Source organism: Devosia rhizoryzae, from assembly GCF_016698665.1.
GTDB classification, from domain to species: Bacteria; Pseudomonadota; Alphaproteobacteria; order Rhizobiales; family Devosiaceae; genus Devosia; species Devosia rhizoryzae.
Genome location: NZ_CP068046.1, coordinates 952,105 through 977,204 on the forward strand (window position 1 = coordinate 952,105; position 25,100 = coordinate 977,204).

Sequence of the window (25,100 nt, forward strand, 5' to 3'; positions counted from 1 at the left end):
GTCGCCGATGCGCGACATGATGCAACTCGTCCCTATGGTGGTCGAGCAATCGAGCCGTGGCGAACGCAGCTTCGATATCTACTCGCGCCTTCTGCGCGAAAGGATCATTTTTCTGAACGGGCAGATCGAGGACAGCATGGCCAGCCTGGTCTGCGCCCAGCTCTTGTTTCTTGAATCCGAAAGTCCCGGTAAGCCCATCTATTTGTACATCAATTCGCCCGGCGGTGTCGTGACCGCGGCGCTTTCGATGTACGATACGATGCAGTTCATCAAGGCGCCGGTGGGTACGCTTTGCATGGGCATGGCCGCTTCGGCCGCCACGCTGATCCTTGCTGCCGGTGCTGCAGGGCACCGGGCATCGCTGCCCAACACTTCGATCATGCTGCATCAGCCATCCGGCGGATACCAGGGCAAGGTCACGGACATCATGATCCATGCCGAAGAGTCGATGCGGCTGAAGCGTTTAACGAATGAGATCTATGCCAAGCATTGCGGCCGGACCTATGAGGAGGTCGAGATCGCACTGGAGCGCGACCGCTTCATGGCGCCCGAAGAGGCGCTCCGCTGGGGCCTGGTCGACCACATCTATCAGGACCGGTCCCAGCTGGAATTGCCAGTACCCGCAGGCGCTTAGTGGACTTCCATCACCGGTTCGGCGCTACCGCCGTATTCCTCACCGACGCCAAACAGCCGGCCTTTTTCAGCCACGAGGATGCAGGCCAGGGTCAGAATGCCCATGGTGAAGTAGCCCGTGGCGACCGGCACGGTGGTGCCATCGAAGTGCTGGCCGACATAGGAGCCGATCAGGGCGCCGCCGACGGTTTGGATGAAGCCGAATACCGAAGCAGCGGTGCCGGCAACATTGCCCAGCGGCTCCATCGAGAGCGAGTTCATGTTTGAGGCTGACCAGCCGAAGCAGAACATGATGATCGCAAGGAGGCTGAAGAAGAGCCAAAGCGGCAGCAGGCCTAGCGTGGCAAGCGTCAGCCAGATGCCCGAACCCAGGGTAAAGACCAGCATGGCGCCATGCGAAAGGCGCCGCATGCCAATGCGCCGCACCACCTTGGAATTGGTGAAGGAGGAAATGGCCATCAGCCCTGCCATGGCGGCAAAAGCGACCGGGAAGTAGACGCCCAGGCCGTAGATATCGACATAGATCTGCTGGGCCGAGGTGATGAAGCCGAAAAGGGCACCGAACAGGAAGGTGCCGGCGAGGCCATAGGATATGGCTACGCGATTGGTGAAGACGATACGGAAGCCGCTGAGCACGCCGCCGACGCTCAAAGGACGGCGCTGGGCTTCGGGCAGAGTTTCGGGCAACCGCATATAGGTCCAGAGCCAGAAGGCGGCTGCAAGCAGGCCCATGAAGATGAAAATCGTCTGCCATGGTCCGGTCAGCAGCAGCACCTGACCAATGCCCGGCGCGATAATCGGGATCGCCATAAAGACCATAAAGGTCAAGGACATGACCTCGGCCATTTCGCGGCCACGATAACGGTCACGCACGACCGCGGTCGCAATGACGCGAACGCTGGCCGCACCCATGCCCTGGATGAAGCGGAGCGCCAGAAGGACCGTGAAATCCTGAACGAAGGCCGCGATCACCACTGCGACGATGTAGATGCCGACCCCCCAGAGGAGTGGCGCCCGGCGGCCGAAACGGTCGGTCAGGGGACCAAAGCCAAGGACGGCAATGCCCATGCCCAGCATATAGGCGGTGACCACGAACTGGCGCTCGTTCTCGTTTGCGATGCCGAGCGCTTCGCCCATATAGGGCAGGGCCGGGAGCATGACGTCGATGGCGAGCGCGTTCAGCGCCATCAGTGCCGCGACAAGGGCAATGAATTCAGGGCGCGACAGCACCCGAGTAAAGTGATCGGACATGATTGAAACTCAGAAGGGCCGAAAGGAGACCGGCCGAAAGGATTGCGCGGACCATGAACCTCTCGGCCAGGTTTGGCAACCCATCAATCGGCGAAAGACGATAGATCAGGCAGGCTTGAGTGAGAAGTTTGGTACCGAGCGCTCGTTGATAGGGATGTGGAGCGCCGCAGAAGCAAGGCCCAGAACGACGCCCAGATACCAGACGAGGTCATAGGCGCCAGTCATGTCATAGACGAAGCCGCCAAGCCAGACGCCCATGAAGGAGCCGAGCTGATGGCTGAAAAAGGCGACGCCGTAGAGCATGCCCATGTAGCGGGCGCCGAAGAACAGGCTGACAAGACCGGCCGTCAGCGGCACGGTTGAAAGCCAGAGCAGTCCCATGGCTGCGGCAAAAGCATAGGCGGTCCACTCGCTGACGGGGAACAGCATGAAAAGGCCAATCGCGACAGCGCGCGAAAAGTAGATGGTCGCGAGCATCAGCTGCTTGGGCAATTTGCCGCCAAGGTAACCGGCGAGCAGCGAACCTGCAATGTTGAAGAGCCCAATAACGGCAATCGTCCAGCTGCCCACTTCCGGCGACAGTCCGCACTGCACCAGATAGGCGGGCATGTGGACGTTGATGAAGGCGAGGTGGAAGCCGCAGACGAAGAAGCCGATGACCAAAAGCTTGTAGGAGCCGTGACCCCAAGCTTTGGCGAGCGCTTCCATGAAGGGGAGGTCGGCGTGTCCGGCCGGTGTTTCAGTGCGGCCGCGCAGGGCATAGCTCAGCGGAATGATCAGCAGCAGCGCCATGGTGAGATAAACAAGGGCCGATTGCCAGCCGAAGGCATTGATGAAGCCTTGGCTGATTGGCGCAAAGGCGAATTGGCCGAAGGAGGACGCTGCGGTGGCGACCCCGAAGATCAGCGAGCGCTTTTCCATCGGCACGGAGCGGCCAAATGCAGCCATGACCACGGAGAAGGAGCAAATCGCGATGCCCACGCCCGTGACAATACCCGCGGTAATGGTAAGGAGGCCGGCGCTGGGCGAAAAAGCCATTCCCAGAACGCCCAGGGCATAGATTAGCGCGCCGACAGCAACCGTGCGGCCGGTGCCGACGCGATCGGCGAATGCACCGGCGAAGGGTTGTGCGATACCCCAGGCGAGGTTCTGGATGGCCATTGCCATGCCCCAGCTTTCACGCGTGAGGCCCAGATCGCTTGTCATCGGCAGGGTGAAAAGGCCAAAGCTGGTTCTCACGCCATTGCCGATGGCTGCGATGATGCAGCCGGCGATGATGAGCACCAGCAGGGGCACGGCGGGGCGAAGAGCGGCGGTCGACATGGCGCGAGTCTCGGAACGGAGCGGAAACTTACGCCTGCGACATCATCACGCAAAGCGATTTTCCTGAATGATCCTCATCAGCGCCGGTGATGGGTTGACGGATGGATCAATCGGGGCGAGACACCCGGCACATCAGAGACAGGTCATGATCCGCCACATCGTTTTCTTTACTGCCAAGTCGCCGGACAAGATCGACGCCATTTGCGAAGGCCTGTCTTTGCTTGCGAAAATTCCGCACAGTCTCAAGTTCGAGATCAGCCGCAATAGCCGGGTCGACCTTTATGGGAACGAGGTTGATGTGGTGGTCTATGGCGAGTTCGCCGATCAGGCGGCGCTCGATGCCTACAAGAAGCATCCGAACTACGATGAGGCGACGCGGATCGTGCGACCGATGCGGGACCTGCGCTACGCTGCCGACATTGTCGTTCCCGAATAGCGAAAGGCCCCGCCGGTCAGGGCAGGGCCTTCATCGATCTTCTGGCAATCAGGCGGTCTGCTTGATCGGAATGCCGGCCTGCTGCATGTGCGTTTGCAATTCGCCGGCCTGGAACATTTCGCGGACAATGTCGGCGCCGCCGATGAACTCGCCCTTGACGTAAAGCTGCGGAATGGTCGGCCAGTTAGTATAGGCCTTGATGCCGTCGCGAAGTTCGGGGCTTTCGAGCACATTGGCGCTGTCGTAGTCTACGCCGAGATAGCCCAGGATCTGCACGACCTGGCCGGAGAAGCCGCATTGCGGGAAGTCCGGGGTGCCCTTCATGAACAGGAACACGTCGTTATTCTTTACCTTGTCGTCGATGAAGGCGTTGATATCGGTCATGGCGGAGCCTTTCAAAATGTCCGGGTTCAAGGGCCGGCTAAATTCTGCCTTTAGATAGGTCAGGACTGTGGCGCTGTCGAGATCGTCAAAGGACGATCATTGCGTGCTCAAGCACTGCGTCTCGCCGGTGGCAGCCACTGTCTGGGTGGCAAGATCCAGCACACGTTCCTCGTAGATCATCGAGCCCAGGTCATACCCGGTGTTTTCTGCGTAGGTGTCGCAGTTGAGTTCGCTGCCGCGGATCAGTTCTTGCCAATAGGTCACGCTGTCTTCGGTCACCACGATATCGTCGCTGGCACCCACATCGAGCATCGGGGAGAAGCTATAGTTCGCAAGATCGTAGATGACGAGATCGCCTTCCGGCCCGGTCGAGCGGGTGAGCACGAGATATTGGCCCACGAGCTCTTCATAATGCAGCGGGTCACCAGGATTGCTGATGACCACGTCGTCCGCAGTGGGTTCATAGAGGCAGGCTATCTTGCCTCGCGCCGGAGGGCGGATGATGAAATCGGTGCCGACTTCGTCGGTCCGATCCTGGGCGATCACTAGGAACTGGTCGCTTTGGTAGCATTGCGCTTGGGCAAGGGCAGGCCCAGCACAGATCGCCAGAGTTGCTGCCAGAAACAGGACGCTCGATTTCATGGAAACTCCTCAAACCCGCGGCATCAGGTGCGTTTCGCCGGCATAACGCCGAGGCCGTTCAGCACTTCGGGCGGGATGCCAAGATCGCGAATGACATCGGTGTGGCGGCGGAAGCCGATGAGTTCGCGCTGGACGAAGTAGGCCCAAACTGCTTCGCGTGCTTCGGCGAGAAAGTGGTCGCGATTGTCGCCGGCATTGAGGCCGGCGATGGCTTTGATCACGCGCTGCTCGGCAGCGCCAAGGGAATTAGCGCGCTCGCCCATAATCTCGTGTTCGAGCGCGTTGGTGCCGGCTTCGGGCCGCACCATGCGGATGAGATCAAGCGAGTCGCGCAACCCGGCCATCAGTCCGGCACTGCCGTTTGCAGAGCCAGGGCGTGAAGCGCGCCGCCCATATCGCCCTGGAGGCTATCGTAGACCATCTTATGCTGCTGGACGCGGGTTTTGCCGCGGAACTGCTCGGATTTTACGGTCGCCGCCCAATGGTCGCCATCACCCGCGAGGTCGCGAATTTCGATCTCGGCATCGGGCAGCGCAGCCTTGATGCGGCGCTCGATTTCGGTGGCGTCCATTGCCATTAGCTAACTCCCGGTGGTCTGCCGGCGAGCCGGCCTATGGCTCTGATATGGCATGCAGAGGGGCAGCCTTCAACCAGCCGCTATTGCGCGGCCGGTGGCTCCGGTTCCACTACCGTCACGCCAATGCAGCATTCGGCATCGGCGCGAGTAGAGAAATTTGTGACGATGAAGTCAACAAGGGGGCGGGCCTGTTCGGCCTGGTCGGCGGCAAAGAGGCAGTCGAGCACGTAGCCGCGGCCGGAGGCGACGGTTTCGGTGTGCACGAGGGTCAGCGGCATGCCCATGGCCGAGTCGGTGCTGGTGCCTTCATAGGTCAGCGCTGCAGCGTCCTGGTACTGTACGGTGCCTTTGCTGGCGACGGCGAAACCGGGCAGGGTATCGGCCCAGGCACTGGCCACTTCGGCGTCATCGAGTTCGGCAAGAGCGCCGTCGACGGTCCAGGACGTATCCTCGACGGGGACCACGTGCATGTCGCATTGAAGCGGCGCCTGGGGATGGTTGAGCGTCACCGGATCAACGCCGCCACCGGTGGCCTGGAGGACCGCCGGATAGATCAGCGTATAGGGAAGATCCTGAAGCACGGAGCGGGTAATCGAGACTTCCTGCGCCAGAACAAGGACAGGCGCGAGCACCATGCCGCAGGCGGCCAGACCGGCCAAAACTCGATTATGCTTCATCATCTTCTCCTAAATGTCCGCCGCAGATGAGCAAAGCACGTCAAAGAGCGGCGAACATAAGGCGAAGGTGGGCGCTGCCGGATCAGCCCTTCATATAGTTGGGGAACCAGCCTTCGTGGGCGGCGCGAAGGTCGGAGAGGGCGACTGCAGAAGCCTCGCCGAGCTTGACCGTCGTGCCGCCGGTATTGCCGATCCATGGCGCCTGGATGCCGAGGCTTTCGGCCTCGCGCCAGAGGGCCATAATCTCGTCGCCCTGCGGATCGAGATTGAGCGTCACGAGGTAGCGGCCCTGGTCTTCGCCGAAGAAGGTCTGGATCGGGTCGAAACCGTTGACCTCGGTAACTTCCGCGCCGATGTCGCCGGCAAGCGCCATCTCCGCCAGAGCGACGCCAAGGCCGCCGTCGGACAGGTCGTGGCAGGCAGTGACGATGCCGGAGCGGATCAGCTTGCGGACGAAGTCGCCGGTCTTGCGCTCGGCCTGGAGGTCGACATGCGGGGCGTCGCCGTCACGGCGATCGAAGAGATCGCGCAGGTAGATGGATTGGCCAAGATGGGTGCCGCGTTCGGCCGGGCCGCCGATCAGGAGGATGGGCTGGTTTTCGGCAACAAAGCCGATGCCGACGCTTTTCTCCCATTCGGGTAGGAGGCCGACGCCGCCGATCGTGGGGGTGGGCAGGATGCCGCGTCCGTTGGTTTCGTTGTAGAGCGAGACGTTGCCGGAAACGATCGAGAAATCTAGGGCGCGGCAGGCTTCGCCGATGCCTTCGATGGCCTTGACGAACTGGCCCATGATTTCAGGGCGTTCGGGATTGCCGAAGTTGAGGTTGTCGGTTGCCGCGAGCGGTTCGGCACCGGTGGCGGTGAGGTTGCGCCAGGCTTCGGCCACTGCCTGCTTGCCGCCTTCGAAGGGGTTGGCTTCGCAGTAGCGCGGGTTGACGTCGGAGGTGAAGGCGAGGCCCTTGGTGTCGTGGCCTTCGACGCGGATGACACCGGCGTCGCCGCCCGGACGCTGCATGGAATTGCCCTGGATCAGGGTGTCGTATTGCTCGTAGACCCAGCGGCGGGACGAGCAATGGTGGCCGCCGACGAGCTTGAGCAGGGCCTCGGCAACGTCCATCTGCGGTACGTCCGTGGCCGCGAGGGCGGCCGGGATCTTGGGCTCGGTCCAGGGGCGGTCGTATTCGGGCGCTGCGTCGCCAAGATCCTTGATCGGCAGATTGGCGACTTCCTTGCCCTGCCAGAAGACGCGGAAGCGCAAATCATCGGTGGTCTTGCCGACGGTGGCGAAATCGAGCTCCCACTTTTCGAACACCGCGCGGGCCTGCGGTTCCTTCTCCGGATGAAGGACCATGAGCATGCGCTCCTGGGATTCGGAGAGCATCATCTCGTAGGCGGTCATCTGAGCTTCGCGGACCGGGACCTTGTCAAGATCGAGTTCGATGCCGAGGTCGCCCTTGGCGCCCATTTCGACGGCGGAGCAGGTGAGACCGGCAGCGCCCATGTCCTGGATGGCGATAACGGCACCGGTGGCCATCAGCTCGAGGCAGGCTTCGAGCAGGCGCTTTTCAGTGAAGGGGTCGCCGACCTGGACGGTGGGGCGCTTTTCCTCGATGTCGTCGCCGAACTCGGCGGATGCCATGGTGGCGCCGCCGACGCCGTCGCGGCCCGTCTTGGCGCCAAGATAAACGACGGGCAGGCCGACGCCTTCCGCCTTGGAATAGAAAATCTTGTCGCTGTCGGCGAGGCCGGCGGCGAAGGCGTTGACGAGGTTGTTGCCGTTGTAGCGGGCGTCGAATTCGACCTCGCCGCCGACGGTGGGGACGCCAAAGGCATTGCCGTAACCGCCGACGCCGGCGACGACGCCATTGACGAGATGACGGGTTTTCTCGTGGCTCGGATCGCCGAAGCGGAGAGCGTTCATTGCGGCGACAGGGCGGGCGCCCATGGTGAAGACGTCGCGGAGGATACCGCCGACGCCGGTTGCTGCGCCCTGGTAGGGCTCGATGAAGCTCGGGTGGTTGTGCGACTCCATCTTGAAGACGATCGCCTGACCGTCGCCGATATCGACGACCCCGGCGTTTTCGCCGGGGCCCTGAATGACGCGCGGACCGCTTGTGGGCAGGGTGCGCAGCCACTTCTTGGAGCTCTTATAGGAGCAGTGCTCGTTCCACATGGCCGAGAAGATGCCGAGCTCGGTATAGGTCGGCTCGCGTCCGATGAGGTCTAGGATCTTCTGGTACTCGTCCGGCTTGAGGCCGTGGCTGGCGACGAGGTCAGGCGTGATGGCGGGATCGGAGCGAAGGGTCATGGAGCAGATGTCCGGGAATAGCGGGCAAGGAATTTGTCGGCGGCGATGACGGCAAGGCTGAGCGCGGCGAGGAAGACCGTCATGTAGAGGGCGTTAACGACGACCTGGCCGTAGCCAAGTTCAACAGCGTTGAGAATGGGATAGGGGTATTCTTGCACCCATGCGCCACGGGCCATGGCGTAGAAGAAGTAGATCAGGGTCGGCAGCAGCATGAGGGGCAGATTGGCCCAGCGCAGAACACCGTGCTTTTGCGTTGCGACCCACCAAACGAGATAGAGCAGCGGCGCCGCGTAATGGAGAATAGCGTCGGCAACGAACCATGGTCCGTGCAGATCGCTGAGATAGCGCAGAACGAAATAGACGTAGAGCCCGACCAGCGCGATATTAGCCGCCATCGCGCCGCGCACCAGGGGCCTGCGGAAGAGGCCGAGCCAGCCGGCCGGAGTCACTTCGGAGAGGTAGATCAACACCAGAATGATATTGGTCAGGATCGTATAATAGGCGAAGAGGACGCCCAAGGCGCCGGGCAAGTCGCGGCCATTGGCCAGCATGTCGCTGATCGAAATCGTGAACTGCAGGACCAGACCGGCGAGGCCGAGCAGCAATCCCGCCCATGTCAGCGCCGGTTCGAGCATCAAGCCCTCATGCCACCTGCTTGAGGGCCGAAGCGAAGAGCGCCCTGCCATCGCTGCCGCCATGCGCGGCCTCGATCAGGTTTTCCGGGTGCGGCATGAGGCCGAGCACGTTCTTGGCTTCGTTGAAGACACCGGCGATGTCGTTCATCGAGCCGTTGGGGTTGGTGCCTTCGGCGTAACGGAAAGCAACGCAGCCTTCGCCTTCGATGCGGGCCAGCGTCTCCGGATCGGCGAAATAGTTGCCGTCATGGTGGGCGACGGGGCAGCGGATGATCTGGCCGTTGGAGTAGCCGCTAGTGAAGGCGGTCTCCGCGTTTGCGACTTCGAGTTTGACTTCGCGGCAGACAAATTTGAGCGAGGTATTGCGCATCAACGCGCCGGGCAGAAGGCCAGCTTCGATCAGGATCTGGAATCCGTTGCAGACGCCGAGGACGTTGACGCCACGGGCGGCGCGTTCGCGCACCTTGTCCATGATGGGGGAGCGTGCGGCAATGGCGCCGCAGCGCAGATAATCGCCGTAGGAAAAGCCGCCAGGAATGACGATGAGGTCGGCATCGGGGATGTCGGCATCCTGATGCCAGACGACGCTGGGCTTTTCGCCGCTGATCTTGGTCAGCGCGGCGATCATGTCCCGGTCGCGATTAAGGCCCGGAAATACGATGACGGCGGCCTTCATCGGTCAATCCTCATATCTGTCTGGGTGCTTGGCGTCCTTGTGGTGAGTCTTCGGCAAAAAGGCAAGTCTCGGATGAGACCGGCTCCGGCTTTGTTTACTCGGCGGGCACGGCTACGCCTGGCCTGGTGCGGCGGGTGCCTGGCAGGTGCGCCCAGGCGGGGCGTTCAAAGAGGAAACGGCCGATGCCGGTGCGCTGCACCAGCCACCAGAGGACCAGTGGCGTGCCGATGGCGACGATCATGGTGAGGAGGCTAAGAAGGTTTGGCTCATCGATGCCGACCCGCAGAAGGATCGTGCGGGCAACGCCCATGGGCAGCACGAAGGCGACATAGATGACCAGCGACTTGGAGCCGAGCCAACGCAGCCAAGCCATAGCGGGCAGCTGGCTCAGGAGGGCTGCGGCAACGCAGATCGCTGTGGCGCCTGCAAGACCCAGAGCCAGGTGCAGGCCGGGCAGGGCGCCCCAGCCCATCTGGATGTGGACCGGATCCATGCGGAAGCCGGGCGAGAAGACCATGATGGCGTTGACGACTGCCCAGGTCGCCAGAAGGGCGAGTGCGGCTGCGACGTGGTTTGAGGACCAATTTGCAAGGCGGAAGAGCTGTGGCGCGAAGACGTGGCCGGCGTAGAAGTAAACGAAGTATTCGGCGAACTGGTCGACGAGATAGCTGCCGGTGTGGATGTCGGCCATCTGCAGCAGGGCGGCGATACCAAGGACGGTCCAGTGGGGCGCGCGCAAATCGTGCAGCAGCTTGCTGACCAGCCCGAAGACGGCGAGCATATAGATGAACCAGAGAACGCCATAGGGTTCAACGATCGCTGAAACGAGCGAGGCGCCAGCGCCGGCTATATCGCGGGCCAGCAGCGCTTCCTTGAAGACGATGTGGATCACGGCCCAGAGCACATAGAAATAAAGGTAGTGCACGACGCGGCGGTCGGCATAGGCGGCCCAAGGCCGGGCGATCACTACGCCGAGGAACAGCCCGGACAGCAGGAAGAATTCAGGCATGCGGAAGGGCATGGCAAAGGCGATCGTCCAGTGGAGGAAGCCGATCTGCCCGGTGTCCTCGCCGACGCTCGCGGCGCAATACATGATGACCACAAGGAAGATCGACAAGCCCTTGGCCATGTCCACCCAATCCAGCCGCTGCCCGGTATTTTGCATGATGCCCTCCAACTTGGCGCATCGTAGCGCGGGAGGGTGCATGATCATGCTAACGGCCGCTGGTGTGCGGCAGGTAATTCGCCCGCTGGTAACCGGGTCGCTAAGCTAAATTGTAAATTACTTGAAGCCGATGGTCTGTCAACAGCCTAAGCCGTTTCAGCGCGCATCTCAGGATGCGCGTCAGAAATAAGCCAAGATGCAAGGGCGCAAGCCGAGGCTTGTGGCGCTTCCAGTGATGAAGGCGCCGAAGCGTCGATCAGACGGGAACGGATGCGTAGGCTGCGAAGAGCAAGCCGAGGGAAGCGACGAACATGACCGAAAGAGCAAGAGTTTTGCGCATAGAAGTACCGTCCTGCGCTCTTCTTGAGCGCGACATTTTGTATAGCCCGGAGGCGTTAATTAGAGATTTCGATCGCGTAGTTTTCGATCACGGTGTTGGCGAGGAGCTTATCGCACATCGCTGTGATCTGGGAACGCGCGGACTCCACGTCGGTTCCGTCGACTTCCAGGTCGAAGACCTTCCCCTGTCGCACTTCTGCAACACCTGAGAAGCCGAGGCTGGAGAGCGAGTTTTCGATGGCCTGGCCCTGGGGGTCAAGCACACCATTCTTGAGCGTGACGACGACGCGCGCTTTCATCAAAAAAGTCCCTGCAAGCTACTGAACGAGACGCGGACCAGTGGTCAGCGCGTTGTCGTTTTCGACCAGAATGCCGAGGCGCTGGGCCACTTCGCGATAGCTTTCGACCAGCCCACCCAGACCTTCACGGAAGCGATCCTTGTCGAGCTTGTTGCGGGTCTTGATGTCCCAGAGGCGGCAATTGTCGGGGCTGATTTCGTCGGCCAGAACGATGCGCATCAGGTCGCCTTCGTAGAGGCGGCCGACTTCGATCTTGAAGTCGACGAGCTGGATGCCGACGCCCATGAAAAGGCCGGTGAGGAAATCGTTGATGCGGACGGCAAGGCTCATGATGTCGTCGAGCTCGGCCGGAGTGGCCCAGCCGAAGGCGGTGATGTGCTCTTCGGAGACCATCGGGTCGCCAAGCGCGTCGTCCTTGTAGGAGAACTCAATGATCGAGCGGGGCAGGCGGGTGCCTGGCTCAAGACCGAGGCGCTTGACCAGCGAGCCGGCGGCGACATTGCGCACGATGATCTCGAGCGGGATGATCTCCACTTCCTTGATCAGCTGCTCGCGCATGTTGACGCGGCGGATAAAGTGGGTGGGAATGCCCAGATCGTTGAGCTTGGAGAAGATGAACTCGGAGATCCGGTTGTTCAGCACACCCTTGCCGTCGATCACTTCGTGCTTGGCGCCGTTACCGGCGGTGGCATCGTCCTTGAAGTACTGGACCAGCGTGCCCGGCTCAGGACCCTCGAACAGGATCTTGGCCTTGCCCTCGTAGATTTTGCGTCGACGGTTCATGGGGAATCCGCTGCCAGGAAAAGGTGGGTGAATTGGCCGCTTCATGCGCCAGAACGGGCGGCAAAAGCAAGGGCATTTCGGCCACACTCCCGCCATAGCTATGAGGTCGCAGCGTCCCCGGAGACGTTGATTTGGGCTTCCGAACAACCTATGTCCAAAGCGACTGCCGGAACCGGCACGCCAACCATATGGGAGAGACCATGAGCGGGTTCGACGATCGAAAGAAGGGCCAGGAAGCCAAGTTCGCCTTCGACGCGGAAAAGAAGTTCAAGGCGGAAGCGCGCCGCAACAAGCTTCTGGGCATCTGGGCCGCCGAACTGATGGACCTCTCGCCCGAAGAAGCCAAGGGCTATGCCGCCCAGGTGATTGCCTCGGACTTCGAAGAGGCCGGCGATGAAGATGTGTTCCGCAAGGTCTCGGGCGACCTCAAGGCCAAGGGCGTCAATGTCGGCGACGACGTGATTCGCCAGAAGATGCAGAGCCTGGTGCATGTCGCCAACGAGCAGATCGCTAACGAGGGCTGAGGTCATTTCCCAGCGCAAGAAGTAAGGGGAGCCGCGAGGCTCCCCTTTTTTGTTTATCCAAGATCGACACTTGTAATGTCGTGGGCAGAGCCATTGCTGTGCCAGTGAACCGTCACCTTGTCGCCCGCCTTCATATCGGGCGCCTTGAAGTCGAAAGGCATGTAGTACCAGCTGCCGTCCGCAAGCTCGAGCGAACGCGCGGTCGGGTTGACGAGCTTGATCACACCAGACGTGGTCTGCTCGCCTTGTGCCGTTGCCGCGGGGGCTGCGGTAGCGGCAAAGGACGCGGCAGGTGCGGCGGCAAGAAGGGCGAGAGCAAGGGGAACGATGAATTTGCGCATGATGACGTCTCCATGAGACATGCCGGGCCGATGCGCGGCCCTATCCGCTAATCTTCAAGGGTCGTCGCGTCGCGGCTCGTTCGATCCGCCGGCGGCTCCTGATCAGCCATCTCGGTATGAGCCTGCCGAGATGCCTTCTCAAGTTAAGAATATTTAATTCCGCGACCGCAGAATTTTGCCATTTTCCGGAGCAGCGAAACCGTCAAATCCGCTGCATTAGCCGGGTGAACATCAGGAGGCCTTCGGGCCAGGGGCCGTGGCCGGATTCTACGTTGATGTGGCCCGCTTCGCCGGCTTGGTGGAAGTCGGAGCCCCAGCAATTGGCAAACTCCACCGCGCGCTCGAGCGTGACGTAAGGGTCATTGCTGGAGGCGACGACCATGGAGGGGAAGGGTAGCGGGTCGCGTGGGATGGGCCGGAAGACGTAAGTGGCCTCGGGCGCTGCTGGGCTGAGTTCGACATCGGTGGGAGCGACGAGGAAGGCGCCGCGGACGTTGTCGGGCAGGCGCGGGGCCGCGTGGACGGCTGCAGACACCGAGGTCGAATGCGCGACCAGCACGACGGGCCGCGTCGTGAGACGGCATGCCGCGATGATGGTCTCAATCCAGTCGTCGGCTTCGGGCTCCCACCACTCGGCCTGTTCAACGATCGCGGCGGTAGCCATTTTTTCGGCCCAGCGCGTCTGCCAATGGCCCGGCTTGATGCCGCCGAGGCCCGGCAAGATCAGGATGTCAGCTTCGGAAATCCTCATGCGCCAAAGACCCGGGTAAAGATCGTGTCGACATGCTTGAGGTGGTAGCCGTCGTCGAACATGTCGTCGATTTGCGCATCGCTCAGAGTCACTTGCGGATCGTCCTTGAGATTTTGCGCGAAAAGGCCGGCGCGGTCGCCGCGGTGCTCCCAGACCTTCATGGCGTTGCGCTGGACGGCGGCGTAGCTGTCCTCGCGGCTGTAGCCGGCCTGAGTCAGCGCGAGCAGCACTCGTTGCGAATTGTGGAGGCCGCCCAGAAGGTCGAGGTTCTTGCGCATGTTTTCCGGGTAGACGACGAGCTTGTCGATGACGCCGGTGAGGCGGGCGAGGGCAAAGTCGAGGGTAATGGTGGCGTCAGGGCCGATCATGCGTTCGACCGAGGAATGCGAGATGTCGCGCTCGTGCCAGAGGGCGACGTTTTCGAGCGCCGGGGTGACCATGCCGCGGACAAGGCGAGCGAGGCCGGTGAGGTTTTCGGTCAGCACCGGATTGCGCTTGTGCGGCATGGCCGACGAGCCCTTTTGACCGGGCGAGAAGAATTCTTCCGCTTCCAGCACTTCGGTGCGCTGCAAGTGGCGAATTTCCACGGCGACGCGTTCGATCGAGGAGGCCACGACGCCGAGTGTGGCGAAGAACATGGCGTGGCGGTCGCGCGGGATGACCTGGGTCGAGACCGGTTCGACCGCAAGACCAAGCTTTTCGGCAACGTATTCTTCGACCTGCGGGTCGATATTGGCGAAGGTACCGATTGCGCCGGAAATGGCGGCTGTCGCGATCTCGTCGCGGGCGGCGACCAGGCGGGCGCGGTTGCGCGTGAACTCGGCATAGGCTTCGGCGAGCTTGACGCCGAAGGTCGTGGGCTCGGCATGGATGCCATGGGAACGGCCGATGGTGATGGTGTTCTTGTGCTCGAGTGCGCGGCGCTTGAGGGCTTTGAGCAGCGCATCGATATCGGCGATGAGGATGTCGGCGGCGTTCTTGAGCTGGACCGAGAGGGTGGTGTCGAGGATATCGGACGAGGTCATGCCCTGGTGGACGAAGCGGGCTTCGGGGCCGACGATCTCGGAGAGGTGAGTCAGAAAGGCGATGACGTCGTGCTTGGTGGTGCGCTCGATTTCGTCTATCCGGTCGACGTCGAAATTGTAGTGGCCGTACTGGGACTTACGGACGTTCATCACGTCCCAGATGTGCTGGGCACTTTCCTTGGGGACGACGCCGAGCTCTGCCAGTTTGCTCGTGGCGTGGGCTTCGATCTCGAACCAGATGGCGAAGCGGCTTTCGGCCGACCAGTTGGCGACCATTTCGGGGCGGGAATAGCGCGGGATCATGGGTTTAGCCTAAACGGTTCGAGAGGTTGCGGCATTGCGGATGGCAGCGATGCGGGCGGCATAAGTGGAGGGATCGTTGCTAGCGAAAATGGCGGATCCGGCGACAAGAACGTTAGCGCCAGCTTCCCTGAGTGCTAGCGCATTGCTAGCACTCACCCCGCCGTCGATCTCGAGATCAACATTTCTTCCGCCGATCAGCCTATTTGCCTCACGCACTTTCTCAAGGCTGGCGGGAATGAAGCTCTGACCGCCGAAACCGGGATTGACGCTCATGATCAGCACCAAGTCGACATCGTCGATGACGTGCTGGATGGCGGAGACAGGGGTCGCCGGATTGATGGCGACGCCGGCTTTCTTGCCGAGGGCGCGAATGGCCTGGAGCGATCGGTGGAGATGGGGACCGGCTTCGGCATGCACGGTGATGATATCGGCGCCGCCCTTGGCGAAATCGGCAAGGTAGGCGTCGGTCGGCGAGATCATAAGGTGGCAGTCGAAGACCTTGTCGGTCACGCCGCGCACTGCCTTCATGATCGGGGCGCCGAAGCTGATGTTGGGGACGAAGTGGCCGTCCATGACGTCGATGTGGATATAGTCGGCGCCCGCCTCGGCAATGGCCCGCACTTCGTCGCCCAGCCGCGCGAAGTCGGCGGAGAGGATCGAGGGCGCGATGCGGAAGGGGCGGCTGGACATGAGGCACCTCGGCCGGAGGGGATAGGGGTGCTCTAGCGCGCGACAGAGCAGGGGGCAAGGCTTGGCGCGTGTCGGCGCCCGCCCTATGGTGAGATCAAGCAGGAGAAATCGATGCCGAGCTTTAACAGTCGGACGATCAGCGTCACCATCAATCGCGACTGGCAGGAGGTTTACGCTTTTGCGTCCAATCCGGCGAACATGACGCAGTGGGCCGCCGGGCTCGGCAATGATTTCGCGCCAGAGGGGGACTATTGGGTCGCTCGGCAGGAAGGCAACGCCATTCGCATCCATTTTTGCCCGGCCAATGCGTTTGGCGTGATCGATCACGACGTCCATGTGGGCGATGCGGTCGTGCATGTGGCGAGCCGCGTCATGCCCAATGGAGATGGCGCCGAGGTAACGTTCCTGCTTCTGCAGGAGCGTGGCATGACCGACGCCGAATTCGAACGCGACGCGGGGATGGTCCAGAAGGATCTCGATACGCTCAAGGCTATTCTTGAGCGCTAGGCTCACAAGCCCGCGATGCGACGAGCGGGCTCATTGCCTTACGCGCGCCACGCGTTACACAGGGCCGGTTCAAGGAGCGTCATCCTCGTGGAATTCTCGCTGCCATTGGTGCTCGGCGCCGGTGTTCTTAGTTTTCTAAGCCCATGCGTGCTGCCGCTGGTGCCGCCTTACCTCACCTATATGAGTGGCGCGAGCTATGACCAGCTGCGCGCCGAGGCCGGTTCGCCGGGCAAGCTGACGGCGCGGGTGGCGGTGACGTCGCTGTTTTTCATCCTCGGTTTTTCGGTGGTGTTCGTCACGCTGGGCGCAACGGCGACGGCTTTCGGCCAGGTGTTCCGGCAGCTGCTGCCGATCCTGACGCCGGTGGCGGGTATCGTCATCATCGCCATGGGGCTGCATTTTCTTGGCGTGTTCCGGATTGGTCTTCTGGATCGCCAACTGCGCCACAATGGTCCGGGCGTCGCGTCCGGTCCGGGTGGCGGCTTCCTCCTGGGCCTTGCTTTCGCGGTGGGTTGGACGCCCTGTATAGGGCCAGTGCTGGCGGCTATTCTTTCGGTCGCGGCGAGCCGTGACACGGCCTGGGAGGGTGCGTCGCTGCTGGGGCTTTATTCGCTGGGGCTCGGCATTCCGTTTTTCCTGGCCGGTATTGCGATCGGGCCGTTCCTGACCTTCTTCCAGGGCTTCAAGAAGCATCTGGGTGTGGTCGAAAAGGTCATGGGCGGGTTGCTGATCGTGACCGGCGTGCTGTTTCTTACCGGCAATTTCACCCGGATCTCGTTCTGGTTCCTCGAGACCTTCCCGGTGCTGGCAACCTTTGGGTAACCCTCATCGGGTTTGTGCGCAGATGCGCAGCGTTTCCGCGGAACTTTTTCAGCTCTGATTTACCCCTCGCGCTGATGATCGGCACCGATCTCGGGCGAGGACGAACAGAGTGGCAGTTTTGGGTCAGGCCGTTGCGAGGGCAACGGGGAGCTTTGTCGAGCCGCTCGTTGCGGCGCCATCGCGCGCCGAGATCACGGTGCGGGTCACGCGCCGGATCGAAGAGGTCGAGCAGGTTTGGCGTAGCCTCTCCGCTGGAGCGATCGAGTCGCCTGGCCAGTGCTACGACTTCATCCGGCATTGGGTAAACAACCGCGGCATTGCTGAAGAAGATCAGTGCTATGTGGTCGGCGAGGTGGATGGACAGGCCGTCGTCCTTCTGCCGCTGCACCGCAAGCGCATGTTCGGGTTGCATGTTTATACCTGGTTTCCCGGTTCGCAGGTCGGTTGCTATGCGCCGGTGACCGATACGGAGCTTCTGGCTGGGATGGGCGCAAGTGGCCGGGCCAAGCTGTGGCGCGCGATGACGCGCAAGCTCGGTGGCGCCGATCTTCTGTTCCTCAGGTCCATGCCCGCGGAGGTCGGTGGGCACCAAGGTTTGTTCGGTCAGCTCGGGACGAGTTTGACGACGGAGACGCTTTTTCGCGCGGCCTTTGCATCCTGGGAGCAAGCGGATAGCGAGCAGCGCAGCCGCAGTCGCCGCAAGCATGATCGGCAGCAGGGCGATCGGCTGGCCGCGTTGGGCAAGGTCGAGTTCGAAGAGGTGACCGATCCGGCGGTGGCCTATCAAGCGGTGGACGTCATGTTCCGCCAGCGCTCGGCCCGGTTCAAGGCGCAGAATATCCGCGATCCTTTTGTTTGTGACGGGCTGATCAGCTTTTACCGCGATGCGCTCTGCCCCGGTTCAGGCATCGACGTGCGTATCCACACGCTGCGGCTCGACGGCGATGTCGTCGCCGTGCGCTACAATATCGTTCATGGCGAGCGCATGTTTTGCCTGATTTCGTCAATGGCAGAATGCGAGCGGCTGCAGACGGGGTCGCCGGGCAAGCAGAACCTGTTGCGGGTGATGCAGACGGTGTTCGATCGGGGCACTCGCGTCTTCGACATGGGCGCTGGGTTCACCGACGAGAAGCGGCACTGGTGCAATGTGCAGGTGCCGCTGCGCCAGCATTATGTGGCGCTGACGCCTTTAGGCTTTGCGGCAGGCGTGGCGCATCGGCAGTATTTGGCGCTGCGGGCGAAAGCGAAGGCGAGTGCGGGGCTGAAGCCGAGGTTGCGGCAGTTGTCGCAGCGAATCGACCATTTGCTTGGCCGCGACAAGCCGACGTCAGATCAACTTTAGCCCGCGAAGCGAGGCGTGGCCGCTTTTGCCGACGATGATGTGGTCGTGCAGGACGATGCCGAGCGGCTTGGCGATGTCGGCGATTTCGCGGGTCATGCGGATATCCGCAGAAGACGGGGCAGGGTCGCCGGAGGGGTGGTTGTGCACTAGGATCAGCGCCGTAGCCGAGAGTTCGAGCGAGCGCTTGATGACCTCGCGCGGATAGACGGGGGTGTGGTCGACGGTGCCCACCTGCTGCACTTCATCGGCGATCAGACGGTTTTTCTTGTCGAGAAAGAGGATGCGAAACTGTTCGACGGTTTCGAAGGCCATCTGGCTGCGGAAGTAGTCGAGCAGTTGCGACCATGAGGCCAGGATCGGCTTGTCGTCGGCAATGCCTTCGCGGGCGAAACGGGCGGCGACGGACTGGATGACCTTGAGGTTTGCCGCGGAGCTGGCGCTAAGGCCGGGGAACTTCGACAGCCGCACGTGGCTGGCCGAAAAGACCGCCGAGAAGGAGCCGAATTCGCGCAGCAGGGCTTTGGCGAGCGGCTTGGTGTCCTTGTAGGGAATGGCCAGGAACAGGACCATTTCGAGGAGTTCGTAGTCCTCGAAGGCTTCGCCGCCGGCTTTGATGAAACGCTGGCGGACGCGCTCGCGGTGGCCCTTGTGATCATCGACCGGTTTGGCGGTGGTTACCGCTTCGACGTCGTCGTCCAAAGGCTGGAAAGGCGCCTCGCCAAGTTGGTCGGGGCGCTTGGGCATCAGGCGGCGGCCCGGGCAGCGAGGGGATTGAAGAGGCCGGCCGGGGAGGTCGTGAAGATTTCGTAGCCGGTTTCAGTGATGCCGATCGAGTGCTCGCACTGGCTCGAAAGCGTGCGATCGCGAGTGACCGCGGTCCAGCCGTCAGAGAGGATTTTGACGTGCGGGCGGCCGAGATTGATCATCGGCTCGATGGTGAAGATCATGCCGGGCTTGAGCGGGACGCCGGTGCCGGCCGTGCCGAAATGGAGAATGTTGGGCTCGTCGTGGAAGAGGCGGCCGAGGCCATGGCCGACGAAGTCGCGGACGACGCTCATGCGCTCGCCTTCGGCGACGGCCTGGATGGCGGCTCCGATATCGCCGGTGGTGGCGCCGGGCTTGGCCGCGGCAATGCCGGCATCGAGGCTTTGATAGGTGACTTCGATCAGCCGCTCGGCTTTGCGCGAAATTTCGCCGACCGGATACATGCGGCTCGAATCGCCGTGCCAGCCATCGACGACGAGGGTCAGGTCGATATTAACGATATCGCCTTCGCGCAGCGGGCGCTCATCGGGGATGCCGTGGCAGACGACATGATTGATCGAGGTGCAGAGGGCGTGGCGGTAGCCCTTGTAGAAAATGGTCGCCGGTACGGCGCCATGATCGCGCGCGAATTCATGGGCGATCTGGTCGAGCTTGGCGGTGGGGACGCCGGGCTCGACGAACTCGGTCAAAATATCGAGCGCCTGGGCGGTAAGCGCGCTGGCCTTGCGCATGCCGGCAAAGCCTTCTTCGCCGTGGATCGGGATCACTCCCGAGGTGCGGCGGGCGCGGCTGGATGCGTCGACATAGGTAATCATGAGCAGTCTCCTCCCGGCAAAATAGGGGGAGCGGGCGCTGATTGGAAGAGCAAGCTCGCTTGACTTGGGCATCGCCCGCAATGCATCGGTGATGAGCCCCAAGGAAAGCTCTCATGACCCAGAAAGAAACCCGCGTCACCGCCGGCATGATCGTCATCGGCGACGAAATTCTTTCGGGCCGCACCAAGGACGTCAATATCGGCGCTGTGGCCGATTTTTGCACAGATCTGGGGATCGATCTGACCGAAGTGCGGGTAGTGTCCGACGAGATGGACCACATCGTCGAAGCGGTGAATGCCCTGCGCAGCCGCTACACCTATGTGTTTACCTCGGGCGGCATCGGGCCGACACATGACGACATCACCGCCGACGCCATCGCGCAGGCCTTTGGCGTGGCGTTGCCGATCAATACGCAGGCGCGCGCAATGCTGGAAGCGCGCTGGCAGCAGACCGGCACCGAGGTCAACGAGGCGCGCTTGCGGATGGCCCGCATTCCGGAGGGCGCGGACCTCATCGTCAATTCGGTTTCGGCCGCGCCAGGGTTCCGCATCGGCAATGTGCATGTGATGGCAGGGGTGCCCGTGATCATGTGGGCGATGCTCGAAGCGCTGGCGCCGACGCTCCAGGGTGGCAAGAAGGTGTCGTCGGTCAGCATCAAGTGCGCGGTGGGCGAGGGGACGCTGGGTGGACCCCTGGCGGCGCTGCAGGCGGAGTTTCCGGACGTCAAGATGGGCTCCTATCCGCAGATGAGCCGCGACAAGGTGATGGTCGAACTCGTGCTGCGCTCATCAGACGAGGCGCGGCTTGCCGAAGCGAGCGCGGCGGTGCGGGCGATGGTTGTGGATATCCACCAAAAGGCGGGGGTTGCCCTGCCGCAAGAATAACTGGCGTTTTGGCGCAGTTTTGCTAAGCACGGCGCCTTGTTTCCCAGGAGTACTCCCTTGAGCAATCCAAGCCAGAAGTCGTTTCCCGTCACCTGGGACCAGTTTCATCGCGATAGCCGTGCGCTCGCCTGGCGCCTGGCGGGGCTTGGGACATTCGATGCCGTGGTCGCTATTGCCCGCGGTGGCCTTGTACCGGCGGCGATCGTTGCGCGTGAGCTTAACATCCGCACGGTCGAGACTGTGGCCTGCAAGAGCTACGATCACCAGAACCAGAGCGGCATCAAGGTGCTCAAGGAAATCAGCCAGCCGGTGCTCGATCTTTCGGCCAAGGGCGGCAAGATCCTGATCGTCGACGATCTGGTGGATACGGGGAACACGGCGCGCGTCGTGCGCGACATGCTGCCGGGGGCGCATTTTGCGACCGTTTACGCCAAGCCCAAGGGGCGGGACCTCGTCGACACCTTCATCACCGAAGTGAGCCAGGACACCTGGATTTTCTTCCCGTGGGACCTCGACGTCGCCTATGTGGCGCCGATTTCGGGCGGTACCGACTGACGGAACTTGGCGGCGCCCTTGCGGATTGGAACGGCAAAGAGGAGCTTTGCCATGTCCAACAAGGGCAATATCACCACCACCGAACACGATCCGCACCCGTCCGATGAGGGCGGGTATGACGAGATGGCGCCGGTCGGGCGCAAGCCTAAGCACGACATCTACCCCAATAATGCCATTCACGATGGCAAGCAGCGGCAGAACCAGGGCAATCAGCAGCCGGAGAAATCCGGGAAATGAACATCGCCAATCTGCAGCTTGAGGGGCTCTACCTCGCCCTCGCCTCGATCAACGATTTGCTGGTGCAAAAGGGCGTCGTTTCCCGGGAAGAGTTAGATACGGCCTTGCGCAAGGCCGAGCAGACGGCGCTCGGCGATTATCGTACGGAAGAGCTGAGTTCGGCGCAGCGCGATGCCGTGGCGTTTGCGCCGCGACTGCTGGCGATTGCCAACCAGAGCGAGACCGGGGTGCCGGACTTTTCCGAGCTGGCGAGGCTGGTCGGAGAAACCAAGGACAAGTACCCCGACCAGGTTTGAGGCCTAGAACTCGGCCCAGTCCTTAAGCGCCGTGTTGCCGACGCTGCGCCACTGGCGGTCTGGGCGAGCGGCGGGTTGATGGCGCGTCGGCGGCGCGTCCTGCTGGACCGTAAACACTTCGACGATGCGGTCGAGCTCGCCGGCCTGGCCTTCGGTTTGCTCGATGGCGGCATTGGTTTCCTGCACCAGCGCGGCATTGTCCTGCGTCATCTGGTCCATTTGGCGAACGGCGGCCGTGACTTCAGCCAGAGCGCCGGACTGTTCCTTGCTGGCGGTGGCGATGCCATCGATGAGGCTTGTGTTTTCGCGCACATCGTCGAGCATGGCCGAGATGCGATCGGCGGCGCTGGAGAGGAGGCGCGAGCCGGTGGCGACTTCGCTCGAGGAACGCTCGATCAAGCCTTTCACCTCCGAGGAAGCCGTGGCGGCCGATTGAGCCAGGCGGCGAACCTCTACGGCGACGACGGCAAAGCCCTTGCCTGCATCGCCAGCACGCGCGGCTTCAACCGAAGCGTTAAGTGCAAGCAAATTGGTCTGGAAGGCGATGTCGTCGATGACGCCGACGATGTTGGAGATCTTGGCCGAAGAGGTCGAGATGCGCTCCATGGCCTGGCGCGCTTCTTCCATGACGGCGCCGCTTTCCTCGGCGGTGCTGGACACGGCACGGGCCTTGCCGCGGGCGGCCTCGGCGCGCTGGGCGTTCTGGGTGACCGTTGTGGCGAGCTGCTCCATAGCGGCGCTGGTCTCCTCGATCGCCGCTGCCTGGCGCGTGGTGCGTTCGGCTAGATCGTTGGCGCCGGAGAGGATTTCGCCGGTTGCCGAACGAAGGGCGCCCGAGGATTGGCGCAGGCTTGTGACGATTTCGGCAAAGCGCTGGATGGTGTGATTGAAGGCGGTGCGGACCTGTTCGAGTTCGCCTTCCAGTTGGGTCTCGATCCTGGCTTGAAGATCACCACCTGCGAGCCGCTCAAGACCCGCACCAAGCAAGTTCACCGCCATTTTGCGCGCGGTGATGTCGGTTGCGTATTTGACGATCTTGAGGACGCGGCCTTGGGCGTCGAAGATCGGGTTGTAGGTGGCCTGGATCCAGACTTCGCGGCCGCCCTTGCCGACGCGGCGGTATTCGGCAGCCTGGAATTCACCGCGTGCCAGGGCGGCCCAGAAGGCGCGATAGCCGGAGCTTTGGGCCTCCTCGGGTTCAATAAACAGCCGGTGGTGCTGACCGGCAAGTTCGCTCGGCTGATAGCCGAGCGCGGTGCAGAAGTTCTCGTTGGCGGAGATGATCTCGCCGCTGGTGGTGAATTCGATAACAGCCTGGGAGCGCGAGATGGCCTCGATCTGGCCGGCGGCATTGGCGCTGGCGAGCTTTTGCGCCGTGATGTCGCTGGCGAGCTTGACGATCCGTATGGGCTTTCCATCCTGGCCGAAGACCGGATTGTAGCTGGCCTGTATCCAGACCTCGTTCCCATCCTTGCCAAGCCGGCGGAACTCGCCGGTGTGGTATTTGCCTGCGGCCAGTTCTTCCCAAAACTGGCGGTAGGCGGGCAGGGAGGCTTCTGCCGGGTCAACGAAAATACGGTGATGCTTGCCGCTGATGTCGGCGAGGTTATAGCCCATGACGCGCAGAAAATTTGCATTCGCATGCATGATAGTGCCGTCTGGCGCGAACTCGATGATCGCCTGAGACTGCGAAATGGCGTCCAGCAATGACTGGTTTTGCTCCGCGACGGTCCGCCGCGCAGTGTTAAAAAGGCGAATGTCCACTTTCGGCCCCTGATGATGTTTGGGCCACATTATCAGTGCATGGTGTGAGATACCTTAGCGATGGACTGGTAATTCCTTCCCGCCGCGAAGGAAAGTGGCTGATCGGCACGTCATCCCGAACGTTTTCCACCCATCTTGCTGAAGGGAAAAGTGTCACCGGTTCAAAGCGGTTAAGAATTGTCATGATTCCGATTGATCCGGTCACGCCGTTGCAGACGTAATCACTGAAACTTTGCAGCGTGGTCGGTTCGTATCTGGCCAGGCTGTCGAAATCGCCTGTCGTGGAAGACTAAGATGAATGAACGTGTGGCTCGCCAGCCTGAGGACTGGCTGAGACTTGCCGAGGGTGCGCTGCATATCGGCTTTTGGACCTGGACCGTTGCCGACGCCCGGCTCACTTGTTCTCCAGGTTTCTTCGATCTTGTCGGCGTCAATCCGGCGGGTGTTCAGCTCGACCCGGGCTTTATCGAGCAACTGGTTCATCCAAAGGATCGCCTGGCTGTTGACGACGCCAACAAGTTGGCAATCGACAGCCGGCAAGCCGATCGCCGCTTCCGCATCATCCGGCCGGATGGCCAGCTGCGGTGCCTCCGTAGTCAGGCGCGCAGCTTTTTCGACCGGGATGGGGTCGTCACTCGCGTCGTTGCGGTCGTGTCCGACATTTCGGAGAGCCATGCGCTGCAGCGCAGGACGGGCCATCTCACCGGGTTGATCTATAATCTGGCGCGACTGATGAATGCTGCCTTCTGGATCGCCGACGAGGATGGACGGCTGATCGAACGCTTTAGCGCTGACGAGCACAACGATCTGAAGAAAACCGGCGGCAGCATCAACTGGCGCGACGTCGTTCACCCCGATGATGTTGCGCGGACGCCAGCTGCGTGGCGCGATGCGGTGGCAAACAAGCGTTCCTTTCGTTTTGATGGCCGCATGCTGATGAGCGATGGAGAGTATCGGGCGCTTCATGCCGCCGGTCTGCCGTTTCTGCCCGAGCACTCGTCCGATCCCTACTGGGGCGGTTTTTCAGCGGCTGAAATCCATTATGTTTCGCCCGCTACGGCGCTCGGCGAAAGTGCACTGCGAACCTTGACGTCGGGTCAACTACGGGCCTGCCGCGCCCTCTTGAACTGGACCGCCGAGACATTGGCGGCCAAAGCGGGCATTTCGGTCTCGACCATTCGCCGGCTCGAAGGCAACGAGATGTCGCAGGGACAGGGCGACAGCATGCGCCTTGTGATGCTCGCGTTCCGGGAAGCAGGGCTCAAGATCTGGCGCGGCGAAGACGGACGTTTCTGCGTGTCCGATTCGAACTCGGGATGAGTCTGGAGCCTTCACGCGACCTTGCTCGTTG

At 61.9% G+C, this 25,100-nt stretch carries 31 protein-coding genes; 11 read left to right on the forward strand and 20 right to left on the reverse strand.

What is annotated here, in order from left to right; translation table 11 throughout:
• Positions 1–7 precede the first annotated feature (7 nt).
• On the forward strand, positions 8–634 hold the full coding sequence (locus JI748_RS04715; protein ID WP_201635548.1) for an ATP-dependent Clp protease proteolytic subunit: 627 nt from the start codon (positions 8–10) through the stop codon (positions 632–634).
• On the opposite strand, the gene JI748_RS04720 is transcribed toward JI748_RS04715, so the two are convergent.
• Positions 631–1,884, reverse strand: coding sequence for a multidrug effflux MFS transporter (locus JI748_RS04720; protein WP_201635550.1), 1,254 nt, complete (start codon positions 1,882–1,884; stop codon positions 631–633). The genes JI748_RS04715 and JI748_RS04720 overlap by 4 nt on opposite strands.
• 105 nt (positions 1,885–1,989) lie before the next feature.
• A complete protein-coding gene (locus tag JI748_RS04725; RefSeq protein WP_201635552.1) occupies positions 1,990–3,207 on the reverse strand; it encodes an MFS transporter in 1,218 nt (405 codons plus the stop codon).
• A 145-nt stretch (positions 3,208–3,352) separates the two neighbouring features.
• Here JI748_RS04725 and JI748_RS04730 point away from each other — a divergent pair, with 145 nt between their 5' ends.
• Entirely contained in the window at positions 3,353–3,643 is a 291-nt protein-coding gene (locus JI748_RS04730) for a Dabb family protein (protein WP_201635554.1), read from the forward strand.
• A 48-nt stretch (positions 3,644–3,691) separates the two neighbouring features.
• Here JI748_RS04730 and grxD read toward each other — a convergent pair whose 3' ends face one another.
• The 11 genes from grxD to purC all read right to left on the reverse strand — a co-directional run bounded on the left by grxD (position 3,692) and on the right by purC (position 12,128).
• On the reverse strand, positions 3,692–4,027 hold the full coding sequence (grxD, locus tag JI748_RS04735) for a Grx4 family monothiol glutaredoxin (RefSeq protein ID WP_201635556.1): 336 nt from the start codon (positions 4,025–4,027) through the stop codon (positions 3,692–3,694).
• A 96-nt stretch (positions 4,028–4,123) separates the two neighbouring features.
• Entirely contained in the window at positions 4,124–4,669 is a 546-nt protein-coding gene (locus JI748_RS04740; protein ID WP_201635559.1) for a hypothetical protein, read from the reverse strand.
• A 23-nt stretch (positions 4,670–4,692) separates the two neighbouring features.
• Complete coding sequence (locus JI748_RS04745; protein WP_201635561.1) at positions 4,693–5,013, reverse strand: DUF6665 family protein; 321 nt, start codon at positions 5,011–5,013, stop codon at positions 4,693–4,695.
• Complete coding sequence (locus JI748_RS04750) at positions 5,013–5,246, reverse strand: BolA/IbaG family iron-sulfur metabolism protein (RefSeq protein WP_201635563.1); 234 nt, start codon at positions 5,244–5,246, stop codon at positions 5,013–5,015. Before JI748_RS04750 ends, JI748_RS04745 begins: the two co-directional genes overlap by 1 nt.
• Before the next feature lie 80 nt (positions 5,247–5,326).
• On the reverse strand, positions 5,327–5,926 hold the full coding sequence (locus JI748_RS04755) for a hypothetical protein (protein WP_201635565.1): 600 nt from the start codon (positions 5,924–5,926) through the stop codon (positions 5,327–5,329).
• Positions 5,927–6,005: 79 nt separating this feature from the next.
• A complete protein-coding gene (gene purL / locus JI748_RS04760) occupies positions 6,006–8,231 on the reverse strand; it encodes a phosphoribosylformylglycinamidine synthase subunit PurL (RefSeq protein WP_201635567.1) in 2,226 nt (741 codons plus the stop codon).
• Positions 8,228–8,866: a Pr6Pr family membrane protein gene (locus JI748_RS04765; RefSeq protein ID WP_201635569.1), complete on the reverse strand. Its 639-nt coding sequence runs from the start codon at positions 8,864–8,866 to the stop codon at positions 8,228–8,230. The genes purL and JI748_RS04765 overlap by 4 nt, the downstream gene beginning before the upstream one ends.
• Positions 8,867–8,873: 7 nt before the next feature.
• On the reverse strand, positions 8,874–9,542 hold the full coding sequence (purQ, locus tag JI748_RS04770) for a phosphoribosylformylglycinamidine synthase subunit PurQ (protein ID WP_201635571.1): 669 nt from the start codon (positions 9,540–9,542) through the stop codon (positions 8,874–8,876).
• Between the two features lie 94 nt (positions 9,543–9,636).
• Positions 9,637–10,707: an acyltransferase family protein gene (locus JI748_RS04775; RefSeq protein ID WP_201635573.1), complete on the reverse strand. Its 1,071-nt coding sequence runs from the start codon at positions 10,705–10,707 to the stop codon at positions 9,637–9,639.
• Between the two features lie 395 nt (positions 10,708–11,102).
• Entirely contained in the window at positions 11,103–11,345 is a 243-nt protein-coding gene (gene purS / locus JI748_RS04780) for a phosphoribosylformylglycinamidine synthase subunit PurS (protein ID WP_211200728.1), read from the reverse strand.
• 18 nt (positions 11,346–11,363) lie between these two features.
• On the reverse strand, positions 11,364–12,128 hold the full coding sequence (gene purC, locus JI748_RS04785) for a phosphoribosylaminoimidazolesuccinocarboxamide synthase (protein ID WP_164534159.1): 765 nt from the start codon (positions 12,126–12,128) through the stop codon (positions 11,364–11,366).
• Positions 12,129–12,328: 200 nt separating this feature from the next.
• On the opposite strand from purC, the gene JI748_RS04790 reads away from it, so the two are divergent.
• Complete coding sequence (locus JI748_RS04790) at positions 12,329–12,652, forward strand: DUF1476 domain-containing protein (RefSeq protein WP_201635577.1); 324 nt, start codon at positions 12,329–12,331, stop codon at positions 12,650–12,652.
• Positions 12,653–12,705: 53 nt separating this feature from the next.
• Here the strand turns inward: JI748_RS04790 and JI748_RS04795 are convergent, their stop codons facing one another.
• The 4 genes from JI748_RS04795 to rpe all read right to left on the reverse strand — a co-directional run bounded on the left by JI748_RS04795 (position 12,706) and on the right by rpe (position 15,762).
• Positions 12,706–12,993, reverse strand: coding sequence for a DUF1344 domain-containing protein (locus tag JI748_RS04795; protein WP_201635579.1), 288 nt, complete (start codon positions 12,991–12,993; stop codon positions 12,706–12,708).
• A gap of 202 nt (positions 12,994–13,195) precedes the next feature.
• Positions 13,196–13,744 (reverse strand): RBBP9/YdeN family alpha/beta hydrolase, encoded by a 549-nt coding sequence (locus tag JI748_RS04800; protein WP_201635581.1) that lies wholly within the window; start codon positions 13,742–13,744, stop codon positions 13,196–13,198.
• On the reverse strand, positions 13,741–15,072 hold the full coding sequence (gene purB / locus JI748_RS04805; RefSeq protein ID WP_201635583.1) for an adenylosuccinate lyase: 1,332 nt from the start codon (positions 15,070–15,072) through the stop codon (positions 13,741–13,743). The genes JI748_RS04800 and purB overlap by 4 nt, the downstream gene beginning before the upstream one ends.
• A gap of 9 nt (positions 15,073–15,081) precedes the next feature.
• Positions 15,082–15,762 carry a ribulose-phosphate 3-epimerase gene (rpe, locus tag JI748_RS04810; RefSeq protein WP_201635585.1) on the reverse strand — a complete coding sequence of 227 codons (681 nt, stop codon included), beginning with the start codon at positions 15,760–15,762 and terminating at the stop codon, positions 15,082–15,084.
• A gap of 111 nt (positions 15,763–15,873) precedes the next feature.
• Between rpe and JI748_RS04815 the strand changes: the two genes are divergently transcribed.
• From JI748_RS04815 to JI748_RS04825, 3 genes are all read left to right on the forward strand, one after another.
• The gene (locus JI748_RS04815) at positions 15,874–16,269 is read left to right on the forward strand and encodes an SRPBCC family protein (protein ID WP_201635587.1); all 396 of its coding nucleotides are present in this window, start codon (positions 15,874–15,876) and stop codon (positions 16,267–16,269) included.
• Positions 16,270–16,356: 87 nt separating this feature from the next.
• Positions 16,357–17,091, forward strand: a complete 735-nt coding sequence (locus JI748_RS04820) for a cytochrome c biogenesis CcdA family protein (RefSeq protein WP_325166897.1) — start codon at positions 16,357–16,359, stop codon at positions 17,089–17,091.
• Between the two features lie 109 nt (positions 17,092–17,200).
• Positions 17,201–18,433, forward strand: coding sequence for a GNAT family N-acetyltransferase (locus tag JI748_RS04825; RefSeq protein ID WP_201635591.1), 1,233 nt, complete (start codon positions 17,201–17,203; stop codon positions 18,431–18,433).
• Here JI748_RS04825 and radC read toward each other — a convergent pair.
• Together radC and map are read right to left on the reverse strand one after the other, a co-directional pair.
• The gene (gene radC, locus JI748_RS04830) at positions 18,419–19,177 is read right to left on the reverse strand and encodes a RadC family protein (protein WP_201635592.1); all 759 of its coding nucleotides are present in this window, start codon (positions 19,175–19,177) and stop codon (positions 18,419–18,421) included. The genes JI748_RS04825 and radC overlap by 15 nt on opposite strands.
• Positions 19,177–20,010, reverse strand: a complete 834-nt coding sequence (gene map / locus JI748_RS04835) for a type I methionyl aminopeptidase (protein ID WP_201637044.1) — start codon at positions 20,008–20,010, stop codon at positions 19,177–19,179. The genes radC and map overlap by 1 nt, the downstream gene beginning before the upstream one ends.
• 116 nt (positions 20,011–20,126) lie before the next feature.
• On the opposite strand from map, the gene JI748_RS04840 reads away from it, so the two are divergent.
• From JI748_RS04840 to JI748_RS04855, 4 genes are read left to right on the forward strand one after another with little or no spacing between them, the layout of a single operon-like run.
• On the forward strand, positions 20,127–20,897 hold the full coding sequence (locus JI748_RS04840) for a competence/damage-inducible protein A (protein ID WP_201635594.1): 771 nt from the start codon (positions 20,127–20,129) through the stop codon (positions 20,895–20,897).
• A gap of 57 nt (positions 20,898–20,954) precedes the next feature.
• Complete coding sequence (gpt, locus tag JI748_RS04845) at positions 20,955–21,452, forward strand: xanthine phosphoribosyltransferase (protein ID WP_201635596.1); 498 nt, start codon at positions 20,955–20,957, stop codon at positions 21,450–21,452.
• Positions 21,453–21,503: 51 nt separating this feature from the next.
• Positions 21,504–21,689, forward strand: coding sequence for a hypothetical protein (locus tag JI748_RS04850; RefSeq protein ID WP_201635598.1), 186 nt, complete (start codon positions 21,504–21,506; stop codon positions 21,687–21,689).
• Complete coding sequence (locus JI748_RS04855; protein ID WP_201635600.1) at positions 21,686–21,985, forward strand: hypothetical protein; 300 nt, start codon at positions 21,686–21,688, stop codon at positions 21,983–21,985. The genes JI748_RS04850 and JI748_RS04855 overlap by 4 nt, the downstream gene beginning before the upstream one ends.
• Before the next feature lie 3 nt (positions 21,986–21,988).
• On the opposite strand, the gene JI748_RS04860 is transcribed toward JI748_RS04855, so the two are convergent.
• Positions 21,989–23,749, reverse strand: a complete 1,761-nt coding sequence (locus tag JI748_RS04860; protein WP_233280613.1) for a methyl-accepting chemotaxis protein — start codon at positions 23,747–23,749, stop codon at positions 21,989–21,991.
• A 294-nt stretch (positions 23,750–24,043) separates the two neighbouring features.
• Between JI748_RS04860 and JI748_RS04865 the strand changes: the two genes are divergently transcribed.
• Positions 24,044–25,069, forward strand: coding sequence for a PAS domain-containing protein (locus tag JI748_RS04865; RefSeq protein ID WP_201635604.1), 1,026 nt, complete (start codon positions 24,044–24,046; stop codon positions 25,067–25,069).
• The last annotated feature ends 31 nt before the right edge of the window (positions 25,070–25,100 follow it).

What these genes read in the sequence shown, in the direction of transcription:
- JI748_RS04750 (WP_201635563.1), bottom strand. Translation starts at nt 5,246, where the DNA reads ATGGCAATGGACGCCACCGAAATCGAGCGCCGCATCAAGGCTGCGCTG.
- JI748_RS04725 (WP_201635552.1), bottom strand. Translation starts at nt 3,207, where the DNA reads ATGTCGACCGCCGCTCTTCGCCCCGCCGTGCCCCTGCTGGTGCTCATC.
- JI748_RS04840 (WP_201635594.1), top strand. Translation starts at nt 20,127, where the DNA reads ATGACCCAGAAAGAAACCCGCGTCACCGCCGGCATGATCGTCATCGGC.
- JI748_RS04745 (WP_201635561.1), bottom strand. Translation starts at nt 5,013, where the DNA reads ATGGCCGGGTTGCGCGACTCGCTTGATCTCATCCGCATGGTGCGGCCC.
- radC (WP_201635592.1), bottom strand. Translation starts at nt 19,177, where the DNA reads ATGCCCAAGCGCCCCGACCAACTTGGCGAGGCGCCTTTCCAGCCTTTG.
- purC (WP_164534159.1), bottom strand. Translation starts at nt 12,128, where the DNA reads ATGAACCGTCGACGCAAAATCTACGAGGGCAAGGCCAAGATCCTGTTC.
- JI748_RS04795 (WP_201635579.1), bottom strand. Translation starts at nt 12,993, where the DNA reads ATGCGCAAATTCATCGTTCCCCTTGCTCTCGCCCTTCTTGCCGCCGCA.
- JI748_RS04765 (WP_201635569.1), bottom strand. Translation starts at nt 8,866, where the DNA reads ATGCTCGAACCGGCGCTGACATGGGCGGGATTGCTGCTCGGCCTCGCC.
- grxD (WP_201635556.1), bottom strand. Translation starts at nt 4,027, where the DNA reads ATGACCGATATCAACGCCTTCATCGACGACAAGGTAAAGAATAACGAC.
- JI748_RS04815 (WP_201635587.1), top strand. Translation starts at nt 15,874, where the DNA reads ATGCCGAGCTTTAACAGTCGGACGATCAGCGTCACCATCAATCGCGAC.
- purQ (WP_201635571.1), bottom strand. Translation starts at nt 9,542, where the DNA reads ATGAAGGCCGCCGTCATCGTATTTCCGGGCCTTAATCGCGACCGGGAC.
- purS (WP_211200728.1), bottom strand. Translation starts at nt 11,345, where the DNA reads ATGAAAGCGCGCGTCGTCGTCACGCTCAAGAATGGTGTGCTTGACCCC.
- purL (WP_201635567.1), bottom strand. Translation starts at nt 8,231, where the DNA reads ATGACCCTTCGCTCCGATCCCGCCATCACGCCTGACCTCGTCGCCAGC.
- JI748_RS04865 (WP_201635604.1), top strand. Translation starts at nt 24,044, where the DNA reads ATGAATGAACGTGTGGCTCGCCAGCCTGAGGACTGGCTGAGACTTGCC.
- JI748_RS04850 (WP_201635598.1), top strand. Translation starts at nt 21,504, where the DNA reads ATGTCCAACAAGGGCAATATCACCACCACCGAACACGATCCGCACCCG.
- JI748_RS04720 (WP_201635550.1), bottom strand. Translation starts at nt 1,884, where the DNA reads ATGTCCGATCACTTTACTCGGGTGCTGTCGCGCCCTGAATTCATTGCC.
- JI748_RS04775 (WP_201635573.1), bottom strand. Translation starts at nt 10,707, where the DNA reads ATGCAAAATACCGGGCAGCGGCTGGATTGGGTGGACATGGCCAAGGGC.
- purB (WP_201635583.1), bottom strand. Translation starts at nt 15,072, where the DNA reads ATGATCCCGCGCTATTCCCGCCCCGAAATGGTCGCCAACTGGTCGGCC.
- JI748_RS04730 (WP_201635554.1), top strand. Translation starts at nt 3,353, where the DNA reads ATGATCCGCCACATCGTTTTCTTTACTGCCAAGTCGCCGGACAAGATC.
- JI748_RS04855 (WP_201635600.1), top strand. Translation starts at nt 21,686, where the DNA reads ATGAACATCGCCAATCTGCAGCTTGAGGGGCTCTACCTCGCCCTCGCC.
- JI748_RS04740 (WP_201635559.1), bottom strand. Translation starts at nt 4,669, where the DNA reads ATGAAATCGAGCGTCCTGTTTCTGGCAGCAACTCTGGCGATCTGTGCT.
- JI748_RS04715 (WP_201635548.1), top strand. Translation starts at nt 8, where the DNA reads ATGCGCGACATGATGCAACTCGTCCCTATGGTGGTCGAGCAATCGAGC.
- JI748_RS04800 (WP_201635581.1), bottom strand. Translation starts at nt 13,744, where the DNA reads ATGAGGATTTCCGAAGCTGACATCCTGATCTTGCCGGGCCTCGGCGGC.
- JI748_RS04755 (WP_201635565.1), bottom strand. Translation starts at nt 5,926, where the DNA reads ATGATGAAGCATAATCGAGTTTTGGCCGGTCTGGCCGCCTGCGGCATG.
- rpe (WP_201635585.1), bottom strand. Translation starts at nt 15,762, where the DNA reads ATGTCCAGCCGCCCCTTCCGCATCGCGCCCTCGATCCTCTCCGCCGAC.
- JI748_RS04790 (WP_201635577.1), top strand. Translation starts at nt 12,329, where the DNA reads ATGAGCGGGTTCGACGATCGAAAGAAGGGCCAGGAAGCCAAGTTCGCC.